The organism is Moorena sp. SIO2C4 (assembly GCF_010672485.1).
Classification (GTDB): domain Bacteria; phylum Cyanobacteriota; class Cyanobacteriia; order Cyanobacteriales; family Coleofasciculaceae; genus Moorena; species Moorena producens.
In genome coordinates, this window is sequence record NZ_JAAHGN010000124.1 from 1 (window position 1) to 11,183 (window position 11,183).

23 protein-coding genes and 1 pseudogene are annotated in these 11,183 nt (G+C 43.9%); 16 read left to right on the top strand and 8 right to left on the bottom strand.

The window, feature by feature from the left end; translation table 11 throughout:
* Nucleotides 1-974 (top strand): annotated as a pseudogene (locus tag F6K20_RS09350) (hypothetical protein); the annotation flags it as partial.
* Here F6K20_RS09350 and F6K20_RS09355 read toward each other — a convergent pair.
* Nucleotides 971-1,195, bottom strand: coding sequence for a hypothetical protein (locus F6K20_RS09355; RefSeq protein ID WP_008184162.1), 225 nt, complete (start codon nt 1,193-1,195; stop codon nt 971-973). The pseudogene F6K20_RS09350 and the gene F6K20_RS09355 overlap by 4 nt on opposite strands.
* A 97-nt stretch (nt 1,196-1,292) precedes the next feature.
* Here F6K20_RS09355 and F6K20_RS09360 point away from each other — a divergent pair, with 97 nt between their 5' ends.
* The 3 genes from F6K20_RS09360 (at nt 1,293) to F6K20_RS09370 (ending at nt 4,964) form a co-directional block, all read left to right on the top strand.
* The gene (locus F6K20_RS09360) at nt 1,293-1,946 is read left to right on the top strand and encodes a phage tail protein I (protein ID WP_008184168.1); all 654 of its coding nucleotides are present in this window, start codon (nt 1,293-1,295) and stop codon (nt 1,944-1,946) included.
* A gap of 16 nt (nt 1,947-1,962) precedes the next feature.
* Nucleotides 1,963-4,527 carry a tail fiber domain-containing protein gene (locus F6K20_RS09365; RefSeq protein ID WP_008184175.1) on the top strand — a complete coding sequence of 855 codons (2,565 nt, stop codon included), beginning with the start codon at nt 1,963-1,965 and terminating at the stop codon, nt 4,525-4,527.
* A gap of 215 nt (nt 4,528-4,742) precedes the next feature.
* A complete protein-coding gene (locus F6K20_RS09370; protein ID WP_008184176.1) occupies nt 4,743-4,964 on the top strand; it encodes a hypothetical protein in 222 nt (73 codons plus the stop codon).
* Nucleotides 4,965-5,099: 135 nt separating this feature from the next.
* On the opposite strand, the gene F6K20_RS09375 is transcribed toward F6K20_RS09370, so the two are convergent.
* Both F6K20_RS09375 and F6K20_RS09380 read right to left on the bottom strand, forming a co-directional pair.
* Complete coding sequence (locus F6K20_RS09375) at nt 5,100-5,255, bottom strand: hypothetical protein (RefSeq protein ID WP_154659781.1); 156 nt, start codon at nt 5,253-5,255, stop codon at nt 5,100-5,102.
* The gene (locus tag F6K20_RS09380) at nt 5,209-5,427 is read right to left on the bottom strand and encodes a hypothetical protein (protein ID WP_008184180.1); all 219 of its coding nucleotides are present in this window, start codon (nt 5,425-5,427) and stop codon (nt 5,209-5,211) included. The genes F6K20_RS09375 and F6K20_RS09380 overlap by 47 nt, the downstream gene beginning before the upstream one ends.
* A 117-nt stretch (nt 5,428-5,544) precedes the next feature.
* Here F6K20_RS09380 and F6K20_RS09385 point away from each other — a divergent pair, with 117 nt between their 5' ends.
* From F6K20_RS09385 to F6K20_RS09395, 3 genes are all read left to right on the top strand, one after another.
* Nucleotides 5,545-5,712: a hypothetical protein gene (locus tag F6K20_RS09385; RefSeq protein WP_008184181.1), complete on the top strand. Its 168-nt coding sequence runs from the start codon at nt 5,545-5,547 to the stop codon at nt 5,710-5,712.
* A 63-nt stretch (nt 5,713-5,775) separates the two neighbouring features.
* Nucleotides 5,776-6,039, top strand: coding sequence for an AbrB/MazE/SpoVT family DNA-binding domain-containing protein (locus tag F6K20_RS09390; protein ID WP_008184183.1), 264 nt, complete (start codon nt 5,776-5,778; stop codon nt 6,037-6,039).
* Nucleotides 6,026-6,415: a type II toxin-antitoxin system VapC family toxin gene (locus tag F6K20_RS09395; protein WP_008184185.1), complete on the top strand. Its 390-nt coding sequence runs from the start codon at nt 6,026-6,028 to the stop codon at nt 6,413-6,415. The genes F6K20_RS09390 and F6K20_RS09395 overlap by 14 nt, the downstream gene beginning before the upstream one ends.
* A 203-nt stretch (nt 6,416-6,618) precedes the next feature.
* On the opposite strand, the gene F6K20_RS09400 is transcribed toward F6K20_RS09395, so the two are convergent.
* The 3 genes from F6K20_RS09400 to F6K20_RS09410 all read right to left on the bottom strand — a co-directional run bounded on the left by F6K20_RS09400 (nt 6,619) and on the right by F6K20_RS09410 (nt 7,178).
* The gene (locus F6K20_RS09400; protein ID WP_267872028.1) at nt 6,619-6,744 is read right to left on the bottom strand and encodes a hypothetical protein; all 126 of its coding nucleotides are present in this window, start codon (nt 6,742-6,744) and stop codon (nt 6,619-6,621) included.
* Nucleotides 6,734-6,967, bottom strand: a complete 234-nt coding sequence (locus F6K20_RS09405; RefSeq protein WP_008184190.1) for a type II toxin-antitoxin system Phd/YefM family antitoxin — start codon at nt 6,965-6,967, stop codon at nt 6,734-6,736. The genes F6K20_RS09400 and F6K20_RS09405 overlap by 11 nt, the downstream gene beginning before the upstream one ends.
* Nucleotides 6,968-7,034: 67 nt before the next feature.
* A complete protein-coding gene (locus tag F6K20_RS09410) occupies nt 7,035-7,178 on the bottom strand; it encodes a hypothetical protein (RefSeq protein WP_287294511.1) in 144 nt (47 codons plus the stop codon).
* 25 nt (nt 7,179-7,203) lie between these two features.
* Between F6K20_RS09410 and F6K20_RS09415 the strand changes: the two genes are divergently transcribed.
* From F6K20_RS09415 to F6K20_RS09430, 4 genes are all read left to right on the top strand, one after another.
* Entirely contained in the window at nt 7,204-7,500 is a 297-nt protein-coding gene (locus F6K20_RS09415) for a type II toxin-antitoxin system Phd/YefM family antitoxin (RefSeq protein WP_008184193.1), read from the top strand.
* Nucleotides 7,475-7,852 carry a hypothetical protein gene (locus tag F6K20_RS09420; protein WP_008184195.1) on the top strand — a complete coding sequence of 126 codons (378 nt, stop codon included), beginning with the start codon at nt 7,475-7,477 and terminating at the stop codon, nt 7,850-7,852. The genes F6K20_RS09415 and F6K20_RS09420 overlap by 26 nt, the downstream gene beginning before the upstream one ends.
* Nucleotides 7,853-8,185: 333 nt before the next feature.
* Nucleotides 8,186-8,329, top strand: a complete 144-nt coding sequence (locus F6K20_RS09425; RefSeq protein ID WP_008184207.1) for a hypothetical protein — start codon at nt 8,186-8,188, stop codon at nt 8,327-8,329.
* A 50-nt stretch (nt 8,330-8,379) separates the two neighbouring features.
* Nucleotides 8,380-8,718: a DUF433 domain-containing protein gene (locus F6K20_RS09430; RefSeq protein WP_008184209.1), complete on the top strand. Its 339-nt coding sequence runs from the start codon at nt 8,380-8,382 to the stop codon at nt 8,716-8,718.
* A 238-nt stretch (nt 8,719-8,956) separates the two neighbouring features.
* Here F6K20_RS09430 and F6K20_RS09435 read toward each other — a convergent pair whose 3' ends face one another.
* Nucleotides 8,957-9,145 carry a hypothetical protein gene (locus F6K20_RS09435; RefSeq protein WP_154659782.1) on the bottom strand — a complete coding sequence of 63 codons (189 nt, stop codon included), beginning with the start codon at nt 9,143-9,145 and terminating at the stop codon, nt 8,957-8,959.
* A 38-nt stretch (nt 9,146-9,183) separates the two neighbouring features.
* On the opposite strand from F6K20_RS09435, the gene F6K20_RS09440 reads away from it, so the two are divergent.
* From F6K20_RS09440 to F6K20_RS09450, 3 genes are all read left to right on the top strand, one after another.
* Complete coding sequence (locus tag F6K20_RS09440) at nt 9,184-9,366, top strand: AbrB/MazE/SpoVT family DNA-binding domain-containing protein (protein WP_008184214.1); 183 nt, start codon at nt 9,184-9,186, stop codon at nt 9,364-9,366.
* Nucleotides 9,367-9,463: 97 nt separating this feature from the next.
* Nucleotides 9,464-9,781, top strand: coding sequence for a nucleotidyltransferase family protein (locus F6K20_RS09445; RefSeq protein WP_008184218.1), 318 nt, complete (start codon nt 9,464-9,466; stop codon nt 9,779-9,781).
* Entirely contained in the window at nt 9,768-10,112 is a 345-nt protein-coding gene (locus tag F6K20_RS09450; protein ID WP_008184220.1) for a HepT-like ribonuclease domain-containing protein, read from the top strand. Before F6K20_RS09445 ends, F6K20_RS09450 begins: the two co-directional genes overlap by 14 nt.
* Before the next feature lie 43 nt (nt 10,113-10,155).
* Here the strand turns inward: F6K20_RS09450 and F6K20_RS09455 are convergent, their stop codons facing one another.
* Nucleotides 10,156-10,398 carry a hypothetical protein gene (locus tag F6K20_RS09455; RefSeq protein ID WP_131827154.1) on the bottom strand — a complete coding sequence of 81 codons (243 nt, stop codon included), beginning with the start codon at nt 10,396-10,398 and terminating at the stop codon, nt 10,156-10,158.
* A 39-nt stretch (nt 10,399-10,437) separates the two neighbouring features.
* Here F6K20_RS09455 and F6K20_RS09460 point away from each other — a divergent pair, with 39 nt between their 5' ends.
* Together F6K20_RS09460 and F6K20_RS09465 are read left to right on the top strand one after the other, a co-directional pair.
* Nucleotides 10,438-10,635: a hypothetical protein gene (locus F6K20_RS09460; protein ID WP_008184222.1), complete on the top strand. Its 198-nt coding sequence runs from the start codon at nt 10,438-10,440 to the stop codon at nt 10,633-10,635.
* A gap of 2 nt (nt 10,636-10,637) precedes the next feature.
* Complete coding sequence (locus F6K20_RS09465) at nt 10,638-11,078, top strand: hypothetical protein (RefSeq protein WP_008184225.1); 441 nt, start codon at nt 10,638-10,640, stop codon at nt 11,076-11,078.
* Nucleotides 11,079-11,183: the final 105 nt, after the last annotated feature.

Consider the following 11,183-nt stretch of genomic DNA (forward strand, 5'->3'; position numbering starts at 1 on the left):
TCCAAAATCATGGAACTATCCAAGGAGCCAGTTGGTATCAACCCAATATCACTGCTTCACTGTTGCAAGGCTTATGGTCTTTCTTGGATGAACGGCGGTTGCTGACTGTACGCCATCACGTAGTTACCCCAGACTACCTACCCTTGCGAGTTTGGGCGCGACTCTATCTAGTGGCGGGGGGCAATGCCCAGCAGGTTCAAGACCAGGCAAACCAGGAAGCACAAGCTTTCTTCCACCCAGTTAATTCCCAGTCTTATTGGGATGGTCAGGGTTGGCCTTTTGGTAGGAGTATTTACGTTTCGGAGCTATATCAATTACTGGATCGCATCCCTGGAGTGGACTATGTCGAGGATGTCATGGTTCATACTCATGAGCTAACCACTACTGTTTTAACTCAGGCAAGCTCAAGATCCCAGACTCAGATTACGGTTCAAGACACCACCGGTTTTAACCTAGGGGATACTATTCAACTAGACCCCAGCAGTAGTGATCAGGAATACTATACTATTAGTAGTATTGAGGAAGGACTAAAACAATTGACCTTGTCTTCAGGTTTAAATAAAGCTTATGGACTAGGTACCATGGTTTTCCGTCCCCTTAGTTTTGAGATTACCGAAGTTATCTCCAACCTTGAGTTCAAGGTGAATCAAGTAACGGGATTGGCAGCGGGGGATACGGTTGGGATCATTCCTACTAATAGCAATCCAGAAAATCGAGAAATTGACACTGTTGATTTTTCCAGCAATAAAATTACCCTCAAACAAGCTCTCAGCCAAGCTCCAACCACAGGTACAAAGGTGGTTCAGTTAGGAACCTGGCGGGAGGAACGCAGTAAACCGAAAGACACCTACCAGTTTATCGAAAAAGAGCTGATCAGAGTTAAGCTTAAAAACTATGAGTTAGTAGACTTTAACGTAAAGTTGAATTTAGTAATCATGGAATACATAGGGGAGCAATGGCAATTAACTAGCTAGTAAGGGAACAGGGAATCGGGAATCGGGAATCGGGAATCGGGAATCGGGAGTAGGGAGTAGGGAACAGTGAGTGGAATCGTAGTAGGGTGGGCATTGCTCTCGGAAGCTCTTTGATCAGTTCCCGGATCAATTAAATGGGCAATGCCCACCGATGCCCTCAAGGAACTCCCAGGATGGAATAGGGAATCGGGAACAGGCAAGTGATCTCCCCATCTCCCCATCTCCCCATCTCCCCATCTCCCCACTATTCCCTATTCCCTATTCCCTATTCCCTTTTTCAACAATTCGTGTGTTTAAAACCTAGATACAAACGCGCTTATGTCCAACAACCCAAGTAGCTATCTAAACTATCTACCAGCTAACTTTCAGGAAGACCCTTTTGTTGGTCGGTTCCTGCTAGCGTTGGAGCGGGTAATGAGTGGCTTTTTACCCAGGGATACTGATGATCCGAATCCTGAGCAGTTGGCTCTAGAAGAGTACATTGACCGTATCCCTACTTACTTCAATCCCTATAATCATCCTGATTTACCAGTAGAGTCAGAGATAGCACCAACTGAGTTTATACCTTGGCTGGCCAGTTGGGTGGCTTTAAGTTTGCGAGATGATTGGAGTGAGGAGACTAAACGCCGATTTATCAGCAATATTGTGCCTCTCTATCGCCAACGAGGGACTAAGGCGGGAGTGAAGCAAATGCTAGAACTTTACACTCAAGAAGAGGTCAAAATCTACGAATTTGAACAACCTGCTCATTACTTCCAGGTGACAATCACCTTGAACGAGCGAGACCCTAAACTGCTGCAACGTCAGGAAGAGATTGCTAAGGCAATTGTGAATCAGGAGAAACCAGCTCACACCTTTTATGCTTTGCGGGTGTTAATACCCGGTATGCAAATTATTAATCAGCCCACTGAAAGTAAACCAGGCATCATCGTTGGGGAGACTACACTATTGGGCACCACAACGATATCGTAACTAAGGGAGAATTAAAATGGCAGATTATACTCAGTATCCTTACATTGACAAGCGAGTACGCTACTTCGATGGTGAGTTTTTAAAAGACCAGGATTTTATTGATGAACAAAAATATCATATTGACCGACAGCGCCGCCTAGACCAATTCCTCCGGGTTTCGGGCATTTGTGATGGTTTGACTCTTGAGACTGCTACTAATCAGGTGATTGTCAAACCTGGTACGGCTCTTGACAGTCAAGGCCGACAGATTATTCTGAGTACAAACTCTCCGCCAATTGATCTCAGTGCCCACAAAAATCAGGAAGTTTACTTAGTTATTTCCTATCAAGAAGAACAATCGGATCAGACAACTGATGGAGGTTTGGGTAGCAGTGGTGCCAGGCGCTGGCACGAAAAGCCCAATATCCAAGTTGCTACCCTGGGAAATGTGCCTGAGGACTCGATTGTTCTGACAAAGCTGGCAATTGATGGCAGCGGTAATGTGACTCCTGATCTCAGTGTACGCGAGTATTCTGGAGTGCGTTTGCCTAGTGGTAATTTGGATAGTGGTGCAATCACTGGACCGACCCTGCGTTCTGGTGGTAATAGTGCCAGTAGTTTGGTTGTTATTGATGGGGATTTGAGTGTCACTGGTGATACCACAGTAAATGGAAGTTTAAGCTTCAGCAGCAACACCTCTGGTGAGCGACCTCTGCTGATGGAAGCTCCCAACAGCAACAATCATCGCGGTGACGGTACTCAAGGGGCAACCGGCTTAGTCTATCGAGTCCAATCCAATCCCAATAACGGTGACCCGATCTTCCAAGTGAGAAGCGAAGGGGAATCAGTTCGTTTCTTTGTAGAGCATGATGGATGGACTGGCAGTGCAGACAATTCTGCATGGTTTGGAGGTACTGAAGATAACTACTTCGCAGGCAAGGTTGGTATCGGCACAACAGATCCAGGTTCATCAAAATTAAAAGTACAAGGGAATTTAACTGTCACTGGCAGCTTTAGTGCTAGCAGCAACACCTCTGGTGAGCGTACTCTGCTGATGGAAGCTCCCAACAGCAATAATCATCGCGGTGACGGTACTCAAGGGGCAACCGGCTTAGTCTATCGAGTCCAATCCAATCCCAATGCTGGTGAGCCTATCTTCCAAGTCAGAAGCGAAGGGGAAGCAGTTCGTTTATTTGTAGAGCATGATGGATGGACTGGCAGTGCAGACAATTCTGCATGGTTTGGAGGTACTAGAGATAACTACTTCGCAGGTAGCCTTGGTATCGGCACAACAGATCCAGGTTCATCGAAATTAAAAGTACAAGGGAAGTTGACGGTTAGCGCAGGCGAGATTCAACTCGATGGTGCTCAACAAATTGTCTTTACAAATAGTGACACTACCAACAACCTAAAATTGCAACTTTGGGATGGATACGGACTGGGTATCAATAGTCAGACTTTATTTTATGCTGCCAATGGCAACCACTCCTGGAGAGATACTAATGGCACTAATGAGAGAATGGTGTTAACCACAGCAGCCAATGGTGGTTTGACTGTCAAAGGTACAGGCAACTCTTCCTTTGCAGGTAGCCTTGGTATCGGGATAACTGGACCGAGCAAGAAGCTTCATGTGGAAAGCGGTGAATTGAGAGTTAGAGCCAGCCATAACAACGCAGATGCTGATATCGGGGCATTCTACGCCCAAAATCTCACCCAAGGGATTGGAATTGGCTACAATCGGATCGAAGCGATTGGAAGTAATACTGATCAGGATATTAACCTTATACCAAAAGGTAATGGAGAACTAATTGTAGATGGAATTGTTAGGGCAAAGGATGCCTTCAGACCTTCAACAAATGATTGGGAAATAGCCAGAAATGGTGAGAATCTAGAAATCAGGGAACCGGAGGAAAGTAATAAAGTTTGGGCAAGATTTACAGATGATGAGAGCTTTCATTTGATTGGCACACCTAATCTGTTGGTAGATGGTGAGATTCGTGCAGGTAATTCAGATATTTACTTTACAAAAACTAATCATAACCACACTGGAATAGGAAATGCTGATGGTTATGCTGCTATTGAGAATGCCGCCAACCACGATGCTCTGATGATTCTGGGAAGGAGTGGTACATCAGTGGGAAGGCAAGTTAAGCTCTGGGATTATTTAAAAGTCCACGGCAGTGTCTCAATTACAAACAGTTTATATGTTGGGTCTTTACCTTATCGTGATGATCGCAATGTGCAGTGGGATGACAGTACTAAACAAATATGTTACGACAATTCTTCCGCTAGATCGAAGGAAAATATCATTTCTCTGGAAGACGATTTTTCTAAAATTTTGACAGTAGAACCCAAGACTTATACACGACCTAACCATCCCAATCGTTGGGAAATTGGATACATTGCTGAAGAGCTTCACGAGATTGGTCTTAACAAACTTGTTTACTACGACCAACAGGGGTTACCTGAAGCAATTAATTACCGAAAAATCAGTATGTACTTAGTTGAAGTTATCAAAGATATGGCTCACAAGAGCAGCAACTATGAACAACGGATCAATCAATTGGAACTTCAACTAAATCAACTAGTGTCAGATGACTAAGTTGAGCAAGATTGGGAGGTAGGGTAAAATGATGGGATTGAAAGCCCAACCAAACAACAACAATCGTAGGGTGGGCATTGCTGATAAAGATCATTATTGAACACCGATCAATGAAATGGGCAATGCCCACCAATGCCCAACCAACCCAATATCCATAGTTTATTGACCACGATTTTTACCTAGAAATACCTTTTACTTACTGATTAAACTAAACCATGAAAGAAAAACTCGAACAACGCTTACAATCCCTAAAATCTGAATATGAAGCTGGTCAAAAAATGCTAGCCGAACTAGAAGCGAAACAAGCTAACCTCCGAGAAACTTTACTCCGGATCAGTGGCGCAATTCAGGTACTCGAAGAAACCTTAGGGGAACCGACTGATACAGCGGAAAACAACACTAAGCCATCGGAGGTAGTTGGTGCTCAAGTAGAGTAGGGAGTAGGGAATCGGGAATCGGGAGTCGGGAATCGGGAGTCGGGAGTCGGGAGATATATTGTAGGGTGGGCATTGCTGATAAAGATCATGATTCAACGCCGAACAATTAAATGGGCAATGCCCACCAATACCCAATTAGAATCGGGAATCGGGAATCGGGAATCGAATCGTAGGGTGGGCATTGCTGATAAAGATCATGATTGAACCCCGAACAATTAAATGGGCAATGCCCACCAATACCCAATCATAATCGGGAATCGGGAATCGGCAATCGAATCGTAGGGTGTGCATTGTTAATTACAATCATGATTGAACCCCGAACAATTAAATAGGCAATGCCCACCAATATCCAATCATAATCGGGAATCGGCAATCGAATCGTAGGGTGGGCATTGTTAATTACAATCATGATTGAACCCCGAACAATTAAATAGGCAATGGCCACCAATATCCAAAAATCCATGGGTACTCTGGTTGGTGGGCATTGCCCAGATGAATTCCGGCAGCATAGGGGGTTGGAAACAGGCTTTTCCCACCCTACAAAATGATCATGATTTAACGGCGAACAATTAAATAGGCAATGGCCACCAATACCAAAAATCCATGGGTGCTCTGGTTGGTGGGCATTGCCCAGGTGAATTCCGGCAGCATTTGGGGTGGGAAACCAGCAATGCCCACCCTACAGAATGCTACAAAATGCGTACGCACTAAGGAAATGGCCACGCTACGGGAACGAGGTTTATGTTAAGCTGTTCGGTGTAGCGTGGGTCCAAGGCTCACGGCTGACAGCTGACCCCTGAATGCTTAGGTTATGGAAACGACAAAATTGTTGAGTCAAGGTCAAGTTATTATTCCTAAGTCTCTGCGAGATGCTCATGACTGGGAAACAGGTCTTGAGTTAATCGCAATTGATACGGGAGATGGGATTCTTTTAAAACCGAAAAACCCTTTTCCAGAAACACTATTAAATCAAGTGGCTGGTTGTTTAAAGTATGACGGCACTCCTAAAAGTCTTGAGGATATGGATGAGGCGATTCGGCAAGGGATAGAGGAGTTATGGCATGATCGCTGTTGATACGAATGTAGTTGTTCGGCTATTGACTCAGGATGATCAGTTACAGTTCAACAAGAGTGTAGAGATTTTCAGGAAGCAAGAGGTTTTTATTGCAGATACGGTAATTCTAGAAACGGAATGGGTTTTGCGTTTTGCTTATAAGTTCAAACCCGCCGCTATCTGTCAAGGGTTGAGAAATCTTTTTGGTTTACCCAATGTTCATCTTAGCAACCCTAGCTTGATGGCTCAAGTTATTCAATGGCATGAAAATGGTTTAGATTTTGCTGATGCCTTTCATTTAGCCCTGAGTCAGCATTGTTCAGAGTTTTACACCTTTGATCAGAAATTTGCTAAAAAAGCTCAAGGGTTAACCCAATGTCGGGTAGATAAGCTCTAAAGAATGCGCGAATGCGCGAATTTAGTCGGGAGAATCTTTGGGTGGGCATTGCTGTTGAAAGAACAAAATTGTTCAGGGATCAATTAAATGAGCAATGCCCACCAATCCCCAAGCAGGGGTCAAGTATAATCGGGAATCGGCAATCGGGAATCGGCAATCGGGAATCGAATTTTTGGGTGGGCATTGCGCCGTTCAATCATGATTTAACGGCGATCAATTAAATGGGCAATGCCCACCAATGCCCACTTTTGGAGCATCGCACTAATCCGACCCCATGCAGTTAAAGTGCCTGATAGCTGATAGCTGACGGCTGAATACTTACGTTTCAAGAGTGTAGTTTTCTTCAACACAAAGCTGGTGCAATTGAGCGAAAGCCTCGGCTATTGAGGGCTTTTGACACTGCTGACGCCAAGCCAAGAACTCTTGAAAAGTCTGAGCCTCTACCACCACCGCCACCAGTTGATTGTGGTCGTAAATCAACTGAGGCTCAGTAGCTGTAGCAGTTATCAGTTCAGATAACTTTTGCTGTGCCTCTTCAATTCTCCAAACCATCAGCTTACCTCACTGCTTTATGCTTTGCGTCCGGGATTGCCTTCCAAGCTAATTTATTTAGCTACACCTACTCTAGTATAGGGATACTTTGGAAGGATTGGGGGTTGGAAGCCGGCAATGCCCACCCGACAAAAGCTACAAAATGCGATCGCGTAGCGGCTCTTTTGGAGCATCGCACTAGGGATTTAGCTAGACTATAGCCATGAACCATAGCCCTATAGCTAAAAACCCGAAAAATGTCTGAAGGATACGACTTAGCGGAAGCTCACGTACGCTTTGCTGAAATTGTCCATGATGCCGAACAGGGTAAGCCGGTACAGATTACGCGCCTGGGTAAACCTGTAGTGATTGTGTTATCACTCCGGGAGTATCAACGCTTGGCATCAGAGAATTTATCAGAGAATTTAGGATTTGGGCCAGCTTTGGGCGAATTTCGTCAGAAGTATCAAATACAGGCTTTAGATATCAATCCTGATCAAGTGTTCAACCAGGTTCGGGTAGGCTCTTGTGGAAACAATCAAACTACAGAGTGACTGGGATTCACTTGCCTTGATAGAGTTATTCTGCACTGAACCTCAAACTGTTCGAGCTCAGGATGGTTATTGGTGCTACGAAGTAACCGATACCTCAGATACCACTCTCAAGTTTGGGGTTAATACCATTACTGAATCTATACAAATAGAGCTAAAGCTTGCCGGAGAGTCCAAAGCAATCCTGAGCTTTGAATTAATAGAATCCATCGAAATTATAGACTATCATCAAGGAAAATTTTCCTTTATAGTCCCCCGCGATAATCAAGCAATAAAGACCGTAATCAACATTGAACTACGTCCTAAAATCCAGGTTCACTGTTCTACCCTAAGTCTATCACCTCAGAAAAATTAGGAATTTAGAATTTAGAATTTAGAATTTAGAATTTAGAATTTAGAATTGTAGGGTGGGCATTGCTTAGAAAGATCAAAATTGAACGGCGAACCATGAAATGAGCAATGCCCACCAATACCAAAAATAATGTAGAATGAAGAATTGAGAATTAAGAATTGAGTCGCGATAATTGTAGGGTGGGCATTGCTTAGAAAGAACAAAATTGAACGCCGAACCATGAAATGGGCAATGCCCACCAATACCCAAAATAATGTAGAATGAAGAATTGAGAATTGAGAGAATTGTAGGGTGGGCATTGCTGATAAAGATCAAAATTGAACCCCGATCAATGAAATGGGGAATGCCCACCAATACCCAATAATCTTTTCCCACCCGACAAAATGCGATCGCTATCAACCATTGGTGGGCATTGCTCAGGTGAATTCCGGCAGAATTTGGGGTTGGAAACCAGCAATGCCCACCCTACCAAATGTGTAATCTTGCTTCTTGTGTAGGATCAAGATAACAACAGAGTTCTCAGAGCGATCATGCAACTGGAAGATTATTTTGTTTTTCTTGCTCCTAATGATATCCGAGTCAGAGGCACAAGAGTAGGAATTGAAACCATCCTCTATGATTTCATCCATCGTCAACGTACTCCTGAAGAAATTTCCCAAAGTTATCCAACCCTGGAACTAGAGCAAATTTATGCTACGATTCTGTATTACCTGCATAACCAAGAAACGGTCAGTACTTACCTCACTAATTGGTTAGACCATGGTCGTAAAATGCTAGAACAACAGCAGCAAAATCCTTCCCCAGTTGTGGTCAAGCTGATGCAACTCAAGGCTGAACGAGAAGCAATCAAGAAGGGAAATGACCATTAAGTATCTACTGGATGAAAATGTTGATCATATCTATCAAACTCAACTGCGACTGTACAAACCAGGAATCGAATCGTAGGGTGGGCATTGCTAATTTAGATCATGATTAAACGGCGATCAATTAAATAGGCAATGCCCACCAATATCCAAGAATCCATGGGTACTTGGTTGGTGGGCATTGCTCAGGTGAATTTGGGCAGCATAGGGGGTTGGAAACCAGCAATGCCCACCCTACAAAATGCTACAAAATGCGAACGCGCCCCGCGTGATCAAAGGTCAATCGCGTAGCGTGACCAAAGGTCAATCGCGTAGCGTGACCAAAGGTCAATCGCACTGTAGCGAAGGCCAAAGGCCACGCTATGGGAACGAGGTTTATGTTAAGCTGTTCGGTGTAGCGTGCGCCATTCGCGTAGCGTAGCCCAAAGGCCAAGCCTCACGGCTGACAGCTGACCCCTGAATGCTTAGGTTATGGAAACGACAAAATTGTTGAGTCAAGGTCAAGTTATTATTCCTAAGTCTCTGCGAGATGCTCATCACTGGGAAACAGGTCTTGAGTTAATCGCAATTGATACCGGAGATGGGATTCTTTTAAAACCGAAAAACCCTTTTCCAGAAACACTATTAAATCAAGAAATGAGAATCGACTCGTAGGGTGGGCATTGCTGATTTAGCTCAAAATTAAATGCCGATAAATTAAATGGGCAATGCCCACCAATACCCAAAAATCTGATAAAAATCCAGAAGAGAAATGAGTGAAAGCCCGGTGTTACCAATTAAGATTCCCAAGGAAGAAATAGAGCAATTTTGCCAGCGTCATCATATTCGCAAATTGTCTTTATTTGGTTCAGTGTTGAGGGATGATTTTACACCGGAGAGTGATCTGGATTTTTTAGTAGAATTTGAACCAGGCAAAACCCCTGGTTTATTTACGTTAGCCAGTATGGAAATAGAACTTTCAGAACTAGTAGAAGGGAGAAAGATTGATTTAAGAACTCCTAAGGAATTAAGTATTTATTTTCGAGACAGAGTGATGGCTGAGGCGATGGTGCAGTATGACAGCAATTGACGATTTAACTCGCTTGCACCATATGCAGGATGCAGCAAGAGAAGCTCTCGGTTTTATGTCTGGAAAGATGAGAGAGGATTTAGCTAAGGATAGGATGTTGGTGTTGGCAGTTGTCAAAGATTTAGAAATTATTGGGGAAGCAGCGGGTAGAATTTCAGCTGAATGTAGGGGGAGACATGCTGATATTCCTTGGGCAGTGATGATTGGGATGCGAAATCGTTTGACCCATGCTTATTTCTCTATCGATTTAGATATTGTTTGGGAAACGGTGACGAATGATTTAGTGCCACTGGTTGAGCAATTGGAAAGGGTGATTCAGGAGGAACGTTGACAACAATCCTAGGGTGGGCATTGCTCAGAAAGATCAAAATTGTTCAGGGATCAATTAAATGGGCAATGCCCACCAATGCCCAACTCCGGTGAATTTGGGCAGAATTTGGGGTTGGAAACCAGCTTTTCCCACCGGACAAAATGCGTTCGCGTAGCGGCTCTTTTGGAGCATCGCATTCTGTAGTGCGATCGCACTCAGGTGAATTCGGCCAGGGTTGGGGGTTGCAAAGCACAAATGCCCACCGGACAAAATGCGTTCGCGTAGCGGCTCTTTTGGAGCATCGCACTAGAAAAATCTCCTGAGCCGGAGCGTCGAGCTAGGAAAGATGGTGAAGGTAAAACAGTTTTTTGAGTTTTCGGTGATGACGCAGGGAGTTAAACTAGGAAAATTTGTGGCATTGAATCGAAATGCCGCCATTCATCATACTAAGGCTTTTGCTCACCTAGAGAGTCTTGAAGGGAAGTATGGGAGGTGTGCTAAGTTGGGACAGTTTGGGAAGTTTGGGAATTCGACTAATTTCTAGTTATGAGAAATCCTAAAAAGCAGTTAACTATCTTATCATGGACTCACTACATGTTTGGGGGATTTTGCGGATTTTACTCCCTGTTTATACTAATGTTATATATTCCTTTTGGTCTGTTCATGATTGGTGCAACTGACTCAATTCCTGCAGACTTATCAGGAGAGTTATCAGAGTGGTTTAAGTTATCACGAAATGTATCATCGGACTTGCCTGGCTATTTGCTAGTCATTTCTGGTGCCATACTTTTCATCCTTGGAGAAATATTGGCTTTTGCTATCATTCTCTCAGGATATATGCTCAGAAAAAGCAAGAATTATTGGTTTTCATTTATGATAGCTTGCCTACTCTGCTGGTTCAGACCATTTGGCACACTTATTGGAATTTTAACGATTGTTGTTCTATCTCGGCAATCTGTAAAAAAATTATATCCTTTTAAGTATTAAAAGGGAATAGGGAATCGGGAATCGGGAGTCGCGAATCGGGAATCGGGAATCGGGAATCGGGAGTCGGGAGTCGGGGTGCATCTCATATTTGTAAAAAAGAAGGGA